Raw genomic sequence first — 16,910 nt, 5'->3', positions numbered from 1 at the left:
CCTCTGGCTTACTGATCGCTCATGCCCAGCAGGCCTCGGGCGTACTGCGCCAGCGGGCGGGCGATCAGATCTTGGGGCGTATTGTCGTGGAACGTCAGTAAACCGCCACGACTGCGAATCCGTGCAGTATCAATCAAATACTGGGTGCTGGTCTCGATCAACATGATCTGGATAACGCCGCTGTCCAGGCCGACACGGTCGAGGGCCTGCTGATCGGTCCACTCATCGGCGTTGCCGATGCGGTCATCCGCCTTGGCGAAGCGGCAGTACAGCAAGTAGTGAGCGCCGGCCGCACGGGCTTCGGCCATGGCTTGTTCGAGGCTTTCGGGCTGGCGGGCGCGGCGCACCATGGGGAAGTATTCGACGAAGCCGTTGAAGGCTTCTTCGGCGACCACGTTCGGGCGCGGATAGGCGCTGCCGGGCGGCACGAAGGCGCCCTGGGCGATGAAGACAAAGGAGTCCGGCTGCACGCGAATCGACGCGGAGCGCCGGGTGTCGCTGTGGTCCAGCAACCCGGCGTCGCTCATCTGATAACGGGTGCCTTCGGCCATATCGCTGACGGTCATGCAACCACTCAGCGTCAACGACGCCAGCAACAAAACCAGACTACGCATCCTAATCCTCCAGAAGCCGGTGACGGAAAACCGGCGAATGGGCATGAGATGCAGAATCCGCGCCATTTGGGGAGGGGGCTTGCTCCCGATTGCGGCGAGTCTGTCAGATTATCTGGGACTGACACATTGCAATCGGGGGCAAGCCCCCTCCCACACTGGATTGTGCGCAATCTTGAAAACCGGGTTAGCCGCCGATGATTTTCATGATGGTCGCACCACCGGAGAACGCCACTTCCTGTTTGTCGCCCAGAGCCTTGATCAGCAAGCCTTGCAAGGCCGGCAGCGCCTGGTGGCGAGGTTTATCCAGCAGGTCGCCGACATAGTGACGATTGCTCGACGACAGGCAGCCATGCAACCAACCGGTGGACGACAGCCGCAACCGTGAACAGGTGCGGCAGAACGGCACGCTTTCGTTGGCGATCACCCCAAAGAAACCCTTGCCCGGCACTTCGTAGCGCACCGCCGTGGCGTCCACGGGAGCGTTGGCTTGCAGGTATTCGTGGTGTTCGCCGATCAGGCTCAGCAGTTGCTGAAGGCTGACGAATTGCTGCAGGAAGGCATTGGAGTCCTTGGCCAGGTGGCCCATTCGCATCAGTTCGATAAAGCGCAGCTCGTAGCCCCGTTCCAGGCAATAGTCGAGCAGCGGCATCACCTGATCGAGGTTCTGGCCGCGCAACGGCACCATATTCACCTTGATCTTGATCCCGGCCGCGCGCGCCTGGTCCATGCCATCGAGCACCGTGGCCAGGTCGCCGCCACGGGCGATGCTGCGGAAGGCCTCGGCGTTCAGCGTGTCGAGGGATACGTTGATGCGCCGAATGCCGGCGTCCACCAGCAGCGGCAGTTTGCGCGCCAGCAGTTGGCCGTTGGTGGTCAGGCTGATCTCACTGAGGCCCATCCCGCCCACGGCGCCCATGAAGGCTTCCAGCTTGGGGCTGACCAACGGCTCACCACCGGTGATGCGCAGGCGCTCGATACCGGCGGCTTCGATCAGGTAAGCCACGCCACGGGCCATGGCCTCGGCCGAGAGTTCGTCCTGGGCAGCCACCAGCCGCTTGCCGTTAGGCACGCAATAGGTACACGCGTAATTGCAGGCTGAGGTCAGGCTGATCCGCAAATTGCGAAAACGCCTGCCTTGACGATCAACGATCATGGATCACTCCGGCAGAGGATAATTCAGACGCAGCAAAAGCTGACTCATAAATCAGCTTTTGGCAATAGCCTTACCTGAGTATATTCCTGGGTTACTGCACCTGGCAGCAAATCATTACGCGGCAGGTGTGCCAGCAGGTGCAGCGTCAACGGGTGGCAGCTCGCTGCTGTGCTTGCGCTTGTTGCCCATACGCACACCGATGTCCATCAGGAACTGGAAGAAACCCTCCTGATCTTCCAATACATTGCTCCAGAACGGCGAGTGGTACAGCGCCACCGCGCCATGCACCAACGCCCAGGCGGCGCAGTAGTGGAAATACGGCGGCACGTCTTCCAGCTTGCCTTCGCTGATGCGGCCCTTGATCAGCAGGGTCAGGCGTTCGAAGTTCGAGGCGCGGATCTTGTGCAACTCCTCGACCATTTCCGGCACCTGATGGCCCTTGACCACCTTCTCTTCCAGGCGGTCGAACAGGCGGTAGCGCTGCGGGTCACGCATGCGGAACTCGAAGTAGGCCCGCGACAGGGCTTCCTTGTCCTTGTCCACATCGGCCGAATGCAGCAGCTCGTTCAGGTCGCGCTCGTAGTCGAGCATCAGGCGCAGGTAGATCTCGGCCTTGGACTTGAAGTGCTTGTAGATGGTGCCTTTGCCGATACCTACGGCATCCGCGATCATCTCGACGGTAACGCTGTCTTCACCTTGTTCGAGGAACAACTTGAGGGCGGTGTCGAGAATTTCCTGCTCGCGGCGGCGAAACTCACGGACCTTACGGGGTTCTTTTTGCATGAGGAAAAGGTCTGCAGAGGTCGGTATAGGGAGGGTTGCGCAGGGCCAAGGAGACGTGGCGATACGATTTACCCGGTACGAGGGATTATCCCGACTGAACGGTCGTTGGGCAACGCTTATGTGAACCGCTCACACACATTACTTTCAGCATGCCGACGAATTCATGGCGTTCAGTCAGAAATAATACGTGACGTCTACGCCTGTACATCCGCTCAATGAGAACTCAAGCGAAGCGCGCGTATTCCAAATCTGTTTAAAAAACGACCAGACGCGACTGGACTGAATCGGATACTGATCAATACTTCAACTGTCGGCGCGACATCTCCCCCAAGTGAAGCGTCGACCTGGGTACCGACGGACTGCGTGCCCTTGTTTTACTCCTAATGGTCTTAACCCGGATTCCCCCCCCAGAACCCGGGTTTTTTTTGCCTCGGATTTGGTCGCGTCAACCTGCGACATGCGCCAGCGGGAACAGGCGCTTGAAGTTCTCGGTGGTCTGTTCGGCAAAGCGTTCGTAGGATTCACCGCGTAGCATCGCCAGGTAATCCGCCACGTCACGCACATACTCCGGCAGGTTCGGCTTGCCGCGATGGGGAATCGGCGCCAGGTACGGCGAGTCGGTTTCCACCAGCAACCGGTCGGCCGGCACTTGTCGCGCCACGTCACGCAGGGCGTCGGCATTGCGAAAGGTGACGATGCCCGACAGGGAAATATAGAACCCCAGGTCGAGGGCCGCCTTGGCCATGTCCCAGTCTTCGGTGAAGCAATGCAGCACGCCGGCCTGGGGCAATGCGGCTTCGCGCAGCAGGCTCAGGGTGTCGGCGCGGGCGCCGCGGGTGTGGACGATGACCGGTTTGCCGGTCTGCTCGGCGGCGTGCAGGTGCAGGCGGAACGACGCTTGCTGCAATAGCGCGGCTTCGGGCTCGTAGTGATAGTCCAGGCCGGTTTCACCAATCGCCACCACCCGTGGGTGGTTGAGTTCGCCGAGCAACCAGTCGAGGGCCGGAGCTTCGCCAGGCTTGAGGTCCAGCGGGTGGATACCCACCGAGCAATCCACGTCCGCGTAGCGATCCGCGAGGGCTTTGACGTCGGCCGCATTGTCGGCACTGACGCCGATGCACAGGAAGTGCCCGACCCCACGCTGGCGGGCCGCTTCCAGGGCGGCGTCGAGGGAACCGCCGTGTTGGGCGAGGTCGAGGCGATCAAGGTGGCAATGGGAATCTACGAGCATAGGAAATGACAACTTCAATCACGGGAAGGATCTGACCGACGATACACCCGTCGGCCACGGAAATTAACGCCGGCCGAGCAAACCGACCCACTGCACCAGCAGCGCTTCGAGCAACAGCACGCGGTTGAGGTTGGCCTTGCCGAGGACCTTCTGGCGCTGGGCGAGAATCCAGTCCTGGATATTCAGCACCTTGTCCTGTGCGCTTTTCTGCGCGAGGTATTGCACGACCTTGCGCATGTCCGGCAGGCCCAGGCCATTTTCATCCTGGGTCAACTGGTAGCGCAGGATCAGGCTCGACCAGTCGCAGAACCAGTCGAACAGCAGCAGCAAGGGGATGTCCTTCCAGGCGGTTTCCGCCAACTGGGTGGCGGACAACTCCTGCTTGAGCAGCTTTTTCACCCCGTCCACCACCAGTGCGCGTTGCTCGCGCACGCCCTGGGCCTGCAGCTTCACGGCGGCCAGGGGGGAGCCGGCGGCCAGGGTCAGCAACTCGACGCGTTCGGCTTCGGAACAGTCCGGCAAAGCCTGTTCCAGCCATTGCAGGCTCATCGCCTCGCTGGGCAATGGGCACGCCTGCTGCACGCAACGGCTGCGAATGGTCGGCAACAAGCGGCTGGACTGGTGGCTGACCAGCAACAGCACGGTATCGCCGGAAGGTTCTTCGAGGCTTTTGAGCAAGGCGTTGGCCGCGTTGATGTTCATCGCCTCCACCGGCTCGATCAGTACGACCTTGCGCCCGCCCATCTGCGCGGTTTGCACCACAAAGCTGACGAGGTCACGCACCTGGTCGACCTTGATCGCCTTGTCCGCTTCCTCGGGTTCCAGCAGGTAGTTGTCCGGGTGGCTGCCGGCCTTGAGCAGCAGGCAGGACTTGCACACGCCGCAGGCTTCCAGGTTGACCGGACGTTGGCACAGCAGGCTGGCCATCAGGCGTTCGGCGAGTGCGCGCTTACCGATACCCGCCGGGCCGTGCAACAAGTAGGCGTGGGCGTGCTGGGCACGCCCCGCCAGTTGCTGCCAGAGACTGTCCTGCCAAGGGTAGGCTTCAGCCACGGGCGCGCTCCAGCAATGTGGGTAGCAGCGCATCGATGGCCTGCTGCACCTGGGCCAGCGGCTGGGCGGCGTCCAACAGGTAGTAACGCGCCGGCTCGGCCTTGGCCCGGGCGAGGAACGCGCTGCGCACGGCGTTGAAAAACGCCTGGCCTTCCAGTTCGAAGCGGTCCAGGCGGCCACGCGCACTGGCACGGGCCAGGCCGACTTCCACCGGCAGGTCGAACACCAGGGTCAGGTCGGGACGCAAATCGCCCTGGACGAAGGTCTCCAGGGTGGCGATGCGCGCCTGGGACAGGCCGCGGCCACCGCCTTGGTAGGCATAGGTGGAATCGGTGAAGCGGTCACAAATCACCACGGCGCCGCGGGCCAGCGCCGGGCGAATCACTTCGGCCAGGTGCTGGGCGCGTGCGGCGAACACCAGCAGCAACTCGGTGTCCGGGTTCATCTGTTCTTCGCCTGGGGCCAGCAGCACTTCACGGATGCGCTCGGCCAACGGCGTACCGCCGGGCTCGCGGGTCAGCACCACCTCGACGCCCGCAGCGCGCAAACGCTCGGCCAGGTAATCGCGGTTGGTGCTTTTGCCGGCGCCTTCCGGGCCTTCCAGGGTAATAAACAAGCCAGTCACAGGCAGTCCTTAGTCAGAGTCATTGCGGGCTTTGCGATGCGGCGGCGTCCGGCGCAGGCTCGGCGGCTGCGTCGGGGGCATCGTTCGTCGGCGCGGGGCCTTCCAACGGTTTCACCTGCGGCGCCGGGCTGGAACGGTAATCGGCGCGACGCTTGAGCTGGAACTCACGCACCGCGGCATTATGTGCATCCAGGTCGTCCGAGAAAATATGACTGCCATCACCTCGGGCAACGAAATACAGGCTGCTACCCGGCACCGGGTTCAGCGCCGCATGAATCGCCTCGCGGCCGACCATCGCGATGGGTGTCGGCGGGAGCCCGGCAACCATGTAGGTGTTGTAGGGGTTGGCTTCCTTGAGATGGGCACGCGTCAGCTTACCGTTGTAGCGCTCGCCCAGGCCGTAGATCACCGTCGGATCGGTCTGCAGCAGCATGCCGATCTTCATGCGACGCACGAATACCCCGGCGATCTGCCCGCGCTCCTCCGGCACACCGGTCTCTTTCTCCACCAGGGAGGCCATGATCAGCGCTTGGTAGGGGTCGGTGTACGGCGCGTCGGCGGCGCGTTTGCTCCACTCCTGGGCGAGCACATCGTCCAGGCGGTTGTAGGCTTTCTTGAGGAACTCGACATCCGTCATGCCGCGCACAAAGCGATAGGTATCGGGGAAGAACCGCCCCTCGGGGAAAACCCCTGGGTGGCCGAGCTTGTCCATCACTTCGCTGTCACTCAGGCCGGCAAGGCTCTGCACGATCTTTTCATGCTTGGCCAGCGCCGAGCGCACTTGGCGGAAATTCCAGCCCTCCACCAGGGTCAGGCTGTATTGCACCACTTCGCCACGCTGCCACAGGCCGATCAAGCCTTGGGCGGTGAGGCCGGGAGTGAGGCGGTATTCGCCGCTGTGCAATGGCTGGCCTTCGAGGTTGAACCGCCAGTACAGACGCAACCAGAAGGCGCCGTCGAGCACACCGTCGGCTTCCAGGCGATTGAAAGTGCCGGTCGGCGTGGCTCCGGCGGGGACGTCGAGCAGTTGCTCCTCGGTCAGGTGCAAGGGCTGCTTGAGGGTTGAGTCGAGCTTCCAGGCCGAAAACCCCAACAGCAACGCCGCCGCGAACAGACCGATCAGCAGCAGTAACAACAGTTTTCGTATCAACTCAAATATCCAATAGCGCGCGAACAATGCCCTGCAGTTTACGGGTGAGCGGCCCAACCGACCAGCTCATCGCAGCACAGCCGCGCACCGGCCAAATGCCATAAACGCTGTTGCAGACAAAAACCTCGTCGGCCGACTGCAACTGCTCAAGGCTGATATCGGCCACGACCACCGGGGTGCCGAGCGCCTGCGTCTGGGCCAGTACCTCGGCACGCATGACGCCGGCCACGCCGCAACGATTCAGATCAGCGGTCAACAACACGCCGTGACGCACCAGGAACAGGTTGCTGAACACGCCTTCGATGACGCGCCCGGACATATCCAGCATCAAACCTTCGGCATGCTCGGTATCTTGCCACTCGGCGCGCGCGATCACTTGTTCGAGGCGATTGAGGTGCTTGAGACCGGCCAGCAGCGGCTGTTCGGACAAACGGGTGGCGCACGGAAACAGGCGGATACCGTCGTTGCCATGAGCCTGGGGATAAGCAGCAGGCGCACTGCCCTGCAGGATACGGCGCACCGGGGCGCCGGGGTTGATGCCATAACCGCGCAGGCTGTCGCCTCGGGTGAGGATCAATTTGAGTACGCCGTCGCCGAGGGCGCTGGCATAAGCGAGCACTTCGCTGCGGACCAATGCCGGGTCCACAACCAATGCCAACCGCCTGCAACCCTCGGCCAGGCGTTGCAGGTGGCGGTCGAGCAACACCGGTTGCCCGGCCTTGACGGCGATGGTTTCGAACAGGCCATCGCCATACGCCAGGCCACGATCTTTCAGGGGCACGCTGTCCGCTGGCTGACCGTCGACCCAGCTGAGCATTACTCGGCGAACCGGCGGAACACCAGGGAACCGTTGGTGCCACCGAAACCGAACGAGTTGGACAACACCACGTCGATCGGCATCTTCTGCGCTTCATGAGGCACGAAGTTCAGGTCGCAGCCTTCATCCGGCTCATCGAGGTTGATGGTCGGCGGAGCGACCTGATCCCTGATGGCCAGCACGCTGAAGATCGCTTCGACCGCGCCCGCCGCACCCAACAGGTGGCCGGTCATGGACTTGGTGGAGCTGACCGCCAGCTTGTAGGCGTGCTCGCCGAACACCGACTTGATCGCTTCGGCTTCCGCCAGGTCGCCGGTCGCTGTCGAAGTGCCGTGGGCGTTGATGTACTGCACCAGGTCCGGGCTGATCTTCGCATCGCGCAGGGCGTTGGTGATGCAACGCGCAGCACCGGCGCCGTTGGCCGGTGGCGAAGTCATGTGGTAGGCGTCGCCACTCATGCCAAAGCCGATCAGCTCGGCGTAGATCGTCGCGCCACGCGCCTTGGCGTGTTCCAGCTCTTCCAGCACCAGCGCACCGGCGCCGTCGGCCAGGACGAAACCGTCACGGCCCTTGTCCCACGGACGGCTGGCACGAGCCGGCTCGTCGTTGCGGGTCGACAGCGCACGCGACGCGCCGAAGCCGCCCATGCCCAGGCCGCAGGCCGCCATTTCAGCGCCGCCGGCAATCATCACGTCCGCTTCGTCATAGGCGATATTGCGCGCGGCCATGCCGATGCAATGCGTGCCTGTGGTGCAAGCCGTGGCAATGGCGTAGTTAGGTCCCTGTGCTCCCAGATGGATGGACAGGAAACCGGAAATCATATTGATGATCGAACCCGGCACGAAGAACGGTGAAATTCGACGCGGACCGGACTCGTGCAACGTGCGACTGGTTTCTTCGATATTGGTCAAACCGCCAATACCCGAACCCATGGCCACACCGATGCGTTCACGGTTGGCGTCGGTGACTTCCAGACCAGCGTCACGCACTGCCTGAAAACCGGCTGCCAGGCCGTATTGAATGAACAGGTCGAGTTTGCGGGACTCTTTGATCGAGAGGTATTGCTCGACATTGAACCCCTTTACCGAGCCGCCAAAACGGGTGGAATAGGCAGAAAGGTCCGTGTGTTCGATCAGACCAATACCACTGCGGCCAGCCAGAATGCCCTGCCAACTGCTCGGCACATCCGTGCCCAGTGGCGACAACATACCCATACCGGTGACTACGACGCGTCTACGCGACACAGCACTCTCCTTTTTCTAATGACGACACTTTGCTTCAGAATCACTTTTCATCAGAGCTAAAGAAAAAACCGCACGCCGTTACAGCAGTGCGGTTTTTCCCTGACAGCAAGCGACGACTACAAACTATTACGCCTGGTGGCTGGTAACGTAGTCGATTGCAGCTTGAACGGTAGTGATTTTTTCAGCTTCTTCGTCCGGGATTTCGGTCTCGAATTCCTCTTCCAGAGCCATCACCAGCTCAACGGTGTCAAGGGAGTCGGCACCCAGGTCTTCAACGAAGGAAGCGGTGTTGACCACTTCTTCTTCTTTAACGCCCAGTTGCTCGGCAACGATTTTCTTGACGCGCTCTTCGATGGTGCTCATACCTTGTTTTCACTCCTAATGGACAAATTCAGGCAGCTGGCCAGTGGGTAAGTGTATAGAAAGCCATTTCAGCTTTTCAACTGAAAGGTTCACCCCGTACCCGGTCGGCCACCCGCGTATAAATTAAGTTGCAGCTTTATAACGGATTTTAGACAGCTCGTATGACATTTTTTTGAAGCGATCCGTCACAATTTAACTCATGTACATCCCGCCGTTAACCGGGATTGTAGCCCCAGTCACGTATGCCGCACCGTCGGATGCCAGGAAAGAGACCACATTCGCGATCTCTTGAGCCTGGCCCAGACGGCCCAGCGGAATCTGCGTCAGCAAGGCTTCACGCTGTGCTTCCGGCAGTTCGCGGGTCATATCGGTGTCGATGAACCCAGGGGCCACCGAGTTGACCGTAATCGACCGCGAGCCGACTTCACGCGCCAGTGCGCGGCTGAAACCTTCCAGACCGGCTTTCGCCGCGGCATAGTTTACTTGGCCTGCGTTGCCCATGGCACCCACTACGGAGCCAATATTGATAATTCGACCCCAACGCGCCTTGGTCATGCCGCGCAAAACGCCCTTGGACAGGCGAAACAGACTGTTCAAGTTGGTGTCGACGACGTCATGCCACTCGTCGTCTTTCATCCGCATCATCAGATTATCGCGGGTGATACCGGCATTATTCACCAGAATCGCCGGCGCGCCGAACTGTGCGGTAATCTCGGCCAGTACGGCAGCCACGGACTCATCGCTGGTCACATTCAGCTCAAGGCCGGTGCCCTGCACGCCGTTTTCCTTCAAGGTCGCGGCGATACGCTCGGCGCCCGCGGCGGAAGTGGCGGTGCCGATCACGACGGCGCCCTGACGGCCCAGTTCCAGGGCGATCGCCTGGCCAATGCCACGGCTCGCGCCGGTAACCAGTGCAACTTTACCTTGCAGACTCATGCAGGCTTCTCCTAAGTTCGGGGTTCAGGCCAGTGCCGCGCGAGCGGCCGCAAAGGCATCCGGGGTATTGAGGTTGGAGGTCGACACGCCGTCGGCGCAGCGCTTGTTCAGGCCGGCCAGGACTTTGCCCGGGCCGCACTCGACCAACTCGGTGGCGCCGTTGGCGGCCAGGGTCTGTACCGATTCAACCCAACGCACCGGCTTGTAGAGTTGTTCCAGCAGGTCGCGCTTGAGGGTGTCGAGATCCGCGGCAACCGCCGCGCTGACGTTCTGCACCAGCGGGATCTGCGGCGCCTGCCAGTTGATGGCGGCGATGGACTCGGCAAAACGCTCGGCCGCCGGGCGCATCAGCTCGCAGTGCGACGGCACGCTCACCGGCAACGGCAAGGCACGCTTGGCGCCACGGGCCTTGCAGCCTTCGATGGCGCGCTCAACGGCGGCCTTGGCACCGGCAATCACCACCTGGCCCGGCGAGTTGAAGTTCACCGCGCTGACCACTTCGCCCTGGGCCGCTTCGGCACAGGCTGCGATCACCACCACATCATCCAGGCCGAGAATGGCGGCCATGCCACCCTGCCCGGCCGGAACCGCTTCCTGCATCAACTGGCCACGACGCTCGACCAGCTTGACCGCTTCAGCGAGGGTCAGGCTGCCCGCAGCGACCAGGGCACTGTATTCGCCCAGGCTGTGACCGGCGACGAACGCCGGACGCGCGCCGCCTTCCGCCAGCCACAAGCGCCACAGGGCGATCGAAGCGGTGAGGATGGCCGGCTGGGTTTTATCGGTTTGATTGAGTTGCTCTTCCGGCCCCTGCTGGGTCAGCGCCCACAGGTCGTAACCCAGGGCATCGGAAGCTTCCTTGAAGGTTTCCAGGATCAGCGGATATTGCGCGCCCAGCTCGGCCAACATGCCGAGGGACTGCGAACCCTGCCCTGGAAAGACGAATGCGAGGGATGTAGACATGTAACAAGCCCCTAATGATCTGGTCGTCGGATATAGGCGCTCCTACGATGGGAGCGCACGAAACTGACAGATTGGATGGTCAATTGAACCGGCCGGTCACATTTAAGCATTCCCGGGCCGATTCGCCTAAGGCAACAGATCTTCCAGGCGGCCGTGCAAGCGTCGCGGCAGGTTTTCCTGGATCTCGATCAACGCCCGTGCAATCGCACTCTGAAAGCCTTCCACCCCCGCCGAGCCATGGCTTTTCACCACGATGCCCTGCAAGCCGAGAAAGCTTGCGCCATTATGCCGCGCCGGGGCCAGGTCCTCCTGCAGGCGGCGCATCAGCGGCAACGCCAGGGCGCCGACCAGGCGTGTGGCCAGGTTGCGCTTGAACAAGGCCTCGATCCGCGTGGCAATCATGGTCGCCAGGCCTTCGCTGGATTTAAGCAGGATATTGCCGACAAACCCGTCGCACACCACCACATCCGCCTCGCCGCGATACAAACCGTCGCCTTCGACAAAGCCGATGTAGTTCAACCCCAGCGCACCTTGCAGCAAAGCGGCGGCGAGCTTGACCTGCTGGTTGCCCTTGATGTCTTCGATGCCGATATTCAGCAAGGCCACGCGCGGACGGGCCACACCCAGCGCCTCGGCAGCCACCGAGCCCATCACGGCGAACTGGAACAGATGCTCGGCACTGCAATCGACATTCGCGCCCAGGTCGAGCAACTGGCAATAGCCTGTCTGCGTCGGTATCGCCGCGACTATCGCCGGCCGGTCGATCCCCGGCAAGGTCTTGAGCACATGCCGCGACAACGCCATCAGCGCGCCCGTATTACCGGCACTGACACAGGCTTGCACCTTGCCATCACGCAACAACTCAAGGGCGACCCGCATTGAAGAGTCGGGCTTGCCACGCAGGGCGACCGCTGGCTTTTCATCCATGCCGATGGCTTCGCTGGCAGGCGTAATTGTCAGGCGCGCGCGATCCACCGCCGGATGGCTGGCAATCAGTTCTTCAAGAAGGGAAGGTTGACCGACGAGGGTCAGGTGCAGCGAGGGCGTAGCAGACAGGCTGGCAATACAAGCCTGAACAATGCTGCGGGGACCGAAGTCCCCGCCCATTGCGTCAATCGCGATGACTTGAGCAGACAAGTGATTACTCGTCAGCGCCCTTGTCAATCACTTTACGGCCACGGTATACGCCTTCTGGCGATACGTGGTGACGCAGGTGAATTTCACCGGTGGTTTTTTCTACAGACAGAGTGCTTGCCGTCAGGGCGTCGTGCGAACGACGCATGTCACGGGCAGAGCGGGATTTTTTGTTCTGCTGAACAGCCATAATTGATTAACTCCTAAACGTTTGGGTCACGCTTTAACTGCGCCAATACACTGAACGGGTTGGACCGCGTTACCTCGTCCTTGCTCGGTTCGGACTCGTCATCGAGGCCCGCCGGCTGCTGGCATTCTTCCGGATGATGAGCAGGCACAATGGGCAAGGCGAGCAAAAGCTCCTCCTCGATCAGTGCATGCAGATCCAAAGGATCTTCGCCCAGTTCCAGCACGTCATAACCTTTCGGCAACGACTGGGTATTCGCACCCTCCTTTACCACAGCGTAACTGCATTCGCTGTGAATCGGCAGGGTGACCAGCTCAAGACAACGCTGGCAAACCATTTTGACCTCGGTGTCGATAAAGCTGTGAATAACCACAGATTTACGTTCATCTCGTTCAAAAACGAATTTGGCCTGCACCGTACCGACAGTGTCGGAAAGCGGGTCGCAGAGTCTCTCCAAATCGGCCAGCAGCAATTCACCTTGAAGGGAAGTGCCACGATCAGCCAATTTGCGCGGGTCAACGTGAGGTGGAATCGGGTCATTCAACATAGGCGCAGCATTATAGGGATGCCCCCAGCCATGTCAAAGGAAATTCAGCCCTGTGCGTCAGCCGGTCGTCCCGCTAGAATCCCCGGTCGCCCTGAGGAGACGCCCATGCTGCCTTTATTACTCGCATCCAGCTCGGTCTATCGCCGGGAATTGCTGAGCCGCCTGCACTTACCGTTCATCTGCAGCTCACCGGATATCGATGAAAGCCACCGCGCAAATGAGTCAGCCGTCGAACTGGTCAAGCGCCTGGCCGAAGAGAAAGCCCGCGCCCTCGCCGCCCGCCATCCAGGGCACCTGATCATCGGCTCCGATCAGGTCGCCACACTCGAAGGCCGAATCATCGGCAAGCCCCACACCTTCGAGAACGCCCGCGAGCAACTGCTGGCGGCCAGCGGCAAGCGTGTCAGCTTCCTCACCGGGCTGGCGCTGCTGAACAGCGAGACCGGGCATTGCCAGGTCGACTGCGTGCCGTTCACTGTACACATGCGCGTGCTGGACGCGGAGCGGGTCGAGCGCTACCTGCGGATCGAGCAACCCTATGACTGCGCAGGCAGTTTCAAGGCCGAAGGGCTGGGCGTGAGCCTGTTTCAAAGCACCGAAGGCCCGGATGCGACCAGCCTTGTCGGCCTACCGCTGATTCGCCTGGTGGATATGCTGCTGGCTGAGGGCGTGCAAATCCCTTAAACCAGCGCAAAACCAAATGTGGGAGGGAGCTTGCTCCCGATTGCGGTGGGTCAGCTACAGATAAGCTGGCTGATCCACTGCTATCGGGAGCAAGCTCCCTCCCACATTTATCTACGCAGACCTTGGGATCTCAGCGCAGGGTCGGGCCCTGGAAGCCCATGTACAAGGCCAACTTCTCCGCCACGCTGGCGCCGAGTTTCTTGGAGAACCGGTCAAACGGCGACTCCTGAACGGTGAAGTCCACCAGTTCCTTTTCACCAATCACGTCCCGCGCCACCGAACTGGCACTGCCCAGACCATCGATCAAGCCCAGCGGCAAGGCCTGCTCGCCAGACCAGACCAGCCCGGAGAACAGCTCCGGATGGTCCTTGTCCTTCAGACGATCACCGCGCCCTTGCTTGACGCTGGCAATGAACTGGCGATGAGTGGTGTCGAGCACGCTCTGCCAGAACTGGGTTTCATCGGCCTTTTGCGGCTGGAACGGGTCGAGGAACGCCTTATGCTCGCCCGAGGTGTAGGTGCGACGCTCCACACCGAGCTTCTCCATGGTGCCGACAAAGCCGTAACCGGCCGCCGTGACGCCAATGGAACCCACCAGGCTGGCCTTGTCGGCGTAGATCTGGTCAGCGGCACTGGCGATGTAATACGCACCCGAGGCGCCCAGGTCGGAGATCACCGCGTACAGCTTGATCTGCGGATGCAGCGCGCGCAGGCGGCGAATTTCGTCATACACGTAGCCCGACTGCACCGGGCTACCGCCCGGGCTGTTGATGCGCAGGATCACGCCCTTGACCTTGGGGTCTTCGAACGCGGTGCGCAGACTGGTGACGATATTGTCGGCGCTGGCGGACTCCTTGTCGGCAATCACCCCGCGCACTTCGATCAAGGCGGTATAGCTGGAGCCACGGGTCGCGGTTTTTTCCATGTCCACCAGCGGGCTGAACAGCACCAGCATGCCGAGCAGGTAAACAAAGGTCAGCAGCTTGAAGAAAATCCCCCAGCGCCGCGAACGACGCTGCTCTTGCACGCTGGCCAGAAGGGTCTTCTCCAGCAGCTTCCAACTCTTGTCGTCACTGCTGTCGGCCTTTTCGGGCGCTTTCCACTCATCACTCATGCCATCTACCCCAGCAAAGACTCAGTGGGCCCGGCTGAGCCAGGCCTGCAATTCAGAAAAATGATCGATCGTCAGCCTGGGCTCGTATGCCTGCAGCGCCTCGGCAGCCTGCGCACCGTAGCTGACCGCCACGCTGTCCATGCCGGCATTGCGCGCCATCATCAGGTCGAAGGACGCGTCGCCGACCATCAACGCCTGGCGTGGCGACACGCCGCAATGGGCGAGGATCTGCTCAAGCATCAGCGGATGGGGCTTGCTGGCGGTTTCGTCCGCTGCGCGGGTAACGTCGAAATAGTCTTCCCAGCCGTGGGCCCTGAGCACCCGGTCCAGGCCGCGGCGGGCCTTGCCGGTGGCGACCGCCAGCTGATAACCCTCGGCGCGGAACGCTTCCAGGGACTGCACCACGCCATCAAACAGCGGCGAAGGCTCGGCCTCCAGCGCAATGTAGTGATCGGCATAATGCTCGCGGAACGCGACCAATTCAGCGTCAGCGATGTGCGGGTACAAAGTGCGAATCGCCTCAGGCAACCCCAGGCCGATAATGCCCTTGACCGCCAGATCGCTGCACAGCTCGAAGCCAGAACGCGTCGAGGCCATGTGCATGGCCTCGACGATACGGCCAATGGAGTTGGCCAGCGTGCCGTCCCAATCGAAAATCAGCAGTTTGTAGTCAAGGTGCGGCACTCAAACGCTCCACGGTCTTGGCCCACATCTCATCGACCGGCGCCTGCAATTTCAATTCGCCACCATCGGGCAGCGGTACGGTGAGCATGTAGGCGTGCAGGAACAGGCGTTTGCCGCCCAGGTCGCGAATCTCCTTGGAGAACGCCTCGTCGCCGTACTTGGTATCACCGGCAATGCAGTGGCCCGCATGCAGGGTGTGCACGCGAATCTGGTGAGTGCGCCCGGTGACCGGCTTGGCCTCGACCAGGGTGGCGAAGTCGCCGAAGCGGCGCAGCACCTTGAACAGGGTCAGGGCTTCTTTGCCCTCCTCGTCCACTTCGACCATGCGCTCGCCGGAGCGCAGGTTGCTCTTCTGCAACGGCGCGCGCACGCTCTTGATCGAGCTGGCCCAGTTGCCGCGCACCAGCGCCATGTAGCGCTTGTCCACGCCATCGCCGCGCAGGGCGGTGTGCAAGTGGCGCAACATGCTGCGCTTCTTGGCGATCATAAGCAGGCCGGAGGTGTCGCGGTCGAGGCGATGGACCAGCTCCAGCTCCTTGGCATCCGGACGCAACTGACGAAAGGCTTCGATCACGCCGAAACTCAGGCCGCTGCCGCCGTGAACCGCAATGCCGCAGGGCTTGTTGATCACGATCAGCTTGCTGTCTTCGTAGACAATCGACGCTTCAAGGCGCTGCAACAGGCCCTGAGCCAGCGGCACAGGTTCGTCGCGCTCAGGCACGCGCACCGGCGGCACCCGCACGATATCACCCGCCTGCAGCTTGTACTCGGGCTTGATGCGACCCTTGTTCACGCGCACTTCGCCTTTACGCAAAATGCGGTAGATCAAGGTCTTGGGCACGCCTTTGAGCCTGGCCAGGAGAAAATTGTCGATGCGTTGGCCGGCATATTCCGGCGAGACCTCGAGCAGCTGGACGCTGGGGGTCTGGGGGGCGGTAGTCGTCATGTCGGCGATGATAACAATTTTTTATGGAATTGAAGCACTTAATCATTACTGCTATAGTCGCGAACGCCGCCAAAAGCGGCCTGGACAGAGGACTTGCGGCAAATTGCCGGCCCTGACCTTCGCAATTCATCAGGACGCGAGGCCGTCCTACGGGGCTTTCGTTACCTTGGAAAGCCCGAGATTGTAACAAGCGCAGGTGACATGAGGCCTGAAGCGAGTGCAGAAAGCAGAGTGAATACTCGCATTTTGCGCCGATATTTACGGCCAGTTCACAAAGTGCAGTCAGTCTTGGGACACACCATGGCGAATGCTTCGGAAACAACGCCTGTTAAGAGCCGAGTGAGAGCGCAATCGCCCACACTTGGTCTTGTTTAGCCATGAGCGTGGACTCCCCATTGGAGAACACGGTAAATGCCAACCCGCTGCGGATTCTGCGCGCGGCAGCACCCGAATTATCAGGGATACGTGTAGGGTGGAGATGCACAACCGTCGGACCGTGTAGCACTAGGCTTATATATAGACGCTTCATCTCGTCCACAGTCGCCGGTTGATTCCTCCTCCTGACCTTAGCTTTTGTTGAAGTGGTGCCTTTGTCACCACCGCTAACAAGCAGGACGCGTCCGTCGCGATACCAGCCCAATTCGCCGGTTATTGCTGGACACTGGAGTGGCCAACCACTCTT

The 16,910-nt window shown here is 61.3% G+C and carries 19 protein-coding genes; 1 reads left to right on the top strand and 18 read right to left on the bottom strand.

All coding sequences use genetic code 11. The annotated features are described in order from the left end of the window. Positions 1–8: 8 nt before the first annotated feature. The 15 genes from C5F70_RS01670 to C5F70_RS01600 form a co-directional block, all read right to left on the bottom strand. A complete protein-coding gene (locus tag C5F70_RS01670) occupies positions 9–614 on the bottom strand; it encodes a DUF4823 domain-containing protein (protein ID WP_046382374.1) in 606 nt (201 codons plus the stop codon). A 184-nt stretch (positions 615–798) separates the two neighbouring features. Beyond that, entirely contained in the window at positions 799–1,767 is a 969-nt protein-coding gene (locus C5F70_RS01665; RefSeq protein WP_102618412.1) for a GTP 3',8-cyclase MoaA, read from the bottom strand. 114 nt (positions 1,768–1,881) lie between these two features. Further along, a complete protein-coding gene (locus C5F70_RS01660) occupies positions 1,882–2,550 on the bottom strand; it encodes a TetR/AcrR family transcriptional regulator (RefSeq protein ID WP_046382372.1) in 669 nt (222 codons plus the stop codon). A 445-nt stretch (positions 2,551–2,995) separates the two neighbouring features. Then, on the bottom strand, positions 2,996–3,781 hold the full coding sequence (locus tag C5F70_RS01655; RefSeq protein ID WP_046382371.1) for a TatD family hydrolase: 786 nt from the start codon (positions 3,779–3,781) through the stop codon (positions 2,996–2,998). A 63-nt stretch (positions 3,782–3,844) separates the two neighbouring features. Beyond that, a complete protein-coding gene (locus C5F70_RS01650; protein WP_046489299.1) occupies positions 3,845–4,834 on the bottom strand; it encodes a DNA polymerase III subunit delta' in 990 nt (329 codons plus the stop codon). Then, positions 4,827–5,459: a dTMP kinase gene (gene tmk / locus C5F70_RS01645; RefSeq protein ID WP_046382369.1), complete on the bottom strand. Its 633-nt coding sequence runs from the start codon at positions 5,457–5,459 to the stop codon at positions 4,827–4,829. The genes C5F70_RS01650 and tmk overlap by 8 nt, the downstream gene beginning before the upstream one ends. A 19-nt stretch (positions 5,460–5,478) precedes the next feature. Next, a complete protein-coding gene (gene mltG, locus C5F70_RS01640) occupies positions 5,479–6,609 on the bottom strand; it encodes an endolytic transglycosylase MltG (RefSeq protein ID WP_104902620.1) in 1,131 nt (376 codons plus the stop codon). Between the two features lies 1 nt (position 6,610). Next, positions 6,611–7,426, bottom strand: a complete 816-nt coding sequence (pabC, locus tag C5F70_RS01635) for an aminodeoxychorismate lyase (protein ID WP_104902619.1) — start codon at positions 7,424–7,426, stop codon at positions 6,611–6,613. Next, positions 7,426–8,670, bottom strand: coding sequence for a beta-ketoacyl-ACP synthase II (fabF, locus tag C5F70_RS01630; RefSeq protein WP_046382366.1), 1,245 nt, complete (start codon positions 8,668–8,670; stop codon positions 7,426–7,428). The genes pabC and fabF overlap by 1 nt, the downstream gene beginning before the upstream one ends. Before the next feature lie 126 nt (positions 8,671–8,796). After that, positions 8,797–9,033: an acyl carrier protein gene (acpP, locus tag C5F70_RS01625; protein ID WP_003175607.1), complete on the bottom strand. Its 237-nt coding sequence runs from the start codon at positions 9,031–9,033 to the stop codon at positions 8,797–8,799. 192 nt (positions 9,034–9,225) lie between these two features. Further along, positions 9,226–9,969 (bottom strand): 3-oxoacyl-ACP reductase FabG, encoded by a 744-nt coding sequence (gene fabG / locus C5F70_RS01620; protein WP_046382365.1) that lies wholly within the window; start codon positions 9,967–9,969, stop codon positions 9,226–9,228. 24 nt (positions 9,970–9,993) lie between these two features. After that, complete coding sequence (fabD, locus tag C5F70_RS01615) at positions 9,994–10,932, bottom strand: ACP S-malonyltransferase (RefSeq protein WP_104902618.1); 939 nt, start codon at positions 10,930–10,932, stop codon at positions 9,994–9,996. Positions 10,933–11,058: 126 nt separating this feature from the next. After that, a complete protein-coding gene (gene plsX / locus C5F70_RS01610) occupies positions 11,059–12,069 on the bottom strand; it encodes a phosphate acyltransferase PlsX (protein WP_082118866.1) in 1,011 nt (336 codons plus the stop codon). A 4-nt stretch (positions 12,070–12,073) separates the two neighbouring features. Then, positions 12,074–12,256, bottom strand: a complete 183-nt coding sequence (rpmF, locus tag C5F70_RS01605; RefSeq protein WP_008152339.1) for a 50S ribosomal protein L32 — start codon at positions 12,254–12,256, stop codon at positions 12,074–12,076. A gap of 13 nt (positions 12,257–12,269) precedes the next feature. Further along, entirely contained in the window at positions 12,270–12,800 is a 531-nt protein-coding gene (locus tag C5F70_RS01600) for a YceD family protein (RefSeq protein WP_104902617.1), read from the bottom strand. Positions 12,801–12,905: 105 nt separating this feature from the next. Between C5F70_RS01600 and C5F70_RS01595 the strand changes: the two genes are divergently transcribed. Then, positions 12,906–13,484, top strand: a complete 579-nt coding sequence (locus tag C5F70_RS01595) for a nucleoside triphosphate pyrophosphatase (RefSeq protein WP_104902616.1) — start codon at positions 12,906–12,908, stop codon at positions 13,482–13,484. A 130-nt stretch (positions 13,485–13,614) separates the two neighbouring features. Here C5F70_RS01595 and sppA read toward each other — a convergent pair whose 3' ends face one another. The 3 genes from sppA to rluC are packed head-to-tail and all read right to left on the bottom strand — an operon-like array spanning position 13,615 to position 16,228. Continuing rightward, positions 13,615–14,598, bottom strand: a complete 984-nt coding sequence (gene sppA, locus C5F70_RS01590; RefSeq protein ID WP_046382361.1) for a signal peptide peptidase SppA — start codon at positions 14,596–14,598, stop codon at positions 13,615–13,617. Positions 14,599–14,619: 21 nt separating this feature from the next. Beyond that, a complete protein-coding gene (locus C5F70_RS01585) occupies positions 14,620–15,282 on the bottom strand; it encodes an HAD-IA family hydrolase (protein WP_046489270.1) in 663 nt (220 codons plus the stop codon). Further along, complete coding sequence (gene rluC, locus C5F70_RS01580) at positions 15,269–16,228, bottom strand: 23S rRNA pseudouridine(955/2504/2580) synthase RluC (RefSeq protein ID WP_046382359.1); 960 nt, start codon at positions 16,226–16,228, stop codon at positions 15,269–15,271. Before rluC ends, C5F70_RS01585 begins: the two co-directional genes overlap by 14 nt. Between the last annotated feature and the right edge of the window lie 682 nt (positions 16,229–16,910).

The organism is Pseudomonas sp. LH1G9, from assembly GCF_002949975.1.
GTDB classification, from domain to species: Bacteria; Pseudomonadota; Gammaproteobacteria; order Pseudomonadales; family Pseudomonadaceae; genus Aquipseudomonas; species Aquipseudomonas veronii.
Note: the sequence above shows the minus strand (reverse complement) of the source record. Positions and strands in the feature narration are given on the sequence as shown.

Bases quoted from the DNA above. Each gene is read 5' to 3' on its own strand.
- C5F70_RS01670 (WP_046382374.1), bottom strand. From the start codon at position 614: ATGCGTAGTCTGGTTTTGTTGCTGGCGTCGTTGACGCTGAGTGGTTGC.
- C5F70_RS01665 (WP_102618412.1), bottom strand. From the start codon at position 1,767: ATGATCGTTGATCGTCAAGGCAGGCGTTTTCGCAATTTGCGGATCAGC.
- C5F70_RS01660 (WP_046382372.1), bottom strand. From the start codon at position 2,550: ATGCAAAAAGAACCCCGTAAGGTCCGTGAGTTTCGCCGCCGCGAGCAG.
- C5F70_RS01655 (WP_046382371.1), bottom strand. From the start codon at position 3,781: ATGCTCGTAGATTCCCATTGCCACCTTGATCGCCTCGACCTCGCCCAA.
- pabC (WP_104902619.1), bottom strand. From the start codon at position 7,426: ATGCTCAGCTGGGTCGACGGTCAGCCAGCGGACAGCGTGCCCCTGAAA.
- acpP (WP_003175607.1), bottom strand. From the start codon at position 9,033: ATGAGCACCATCGAAGAGCGCGTCAAGAAAATCGTTGCCGAGCAACTG.
- fabG (WP_046382365.1), bottom strand. From the start codon at position 9,969: ATGAGTCTGCAAGGTAAAGTTGCACTGGTTACCGGCGCGAGCCGTGGC.
- fabD (WP_104902618.1), bottom strand. From the start codon at position 10,932: ATGTCTACATCCCTCGCATTCGTCTTTCCAGGGCAGGGTTCGCAGTCC.
- rpmF (WP_008152339.1), bottom strand. From the start codon at position 12,256: ATGGCTGTTCAGCAGAACAAAAAATCCCGCTCTGCCCGTGACATGCGT.
- C5F70_RS01600 (WP_104902617.1), bottom strand. From the start codon at position 12,800: ATGTTGAATGACCCGATTCCACCTCACGTTGACCCGCGCAAATTGGCT.
- C5F70_RS01595 (WP_104902616.1), top strand. From the start codon at position 12,906: ATGCTGCCTTTATTACTCGCATCCAGCTCGGTCTATCGCCGGGAATTG.
- sppA (WP_046382361.1), bottom strand. From the start codon at position 14,598: ATGAGTGATGAGTGGAAAGCGCCCGAAAAGGCCGACAGCAGTGACGAC.
- rluC (WP_046382359.1), bottom strand. From the start codon at position 16,228: ATGACGACTACCGCCCCCCAGACCCCCAGCGTCCAGCTGCTCGAGGTC.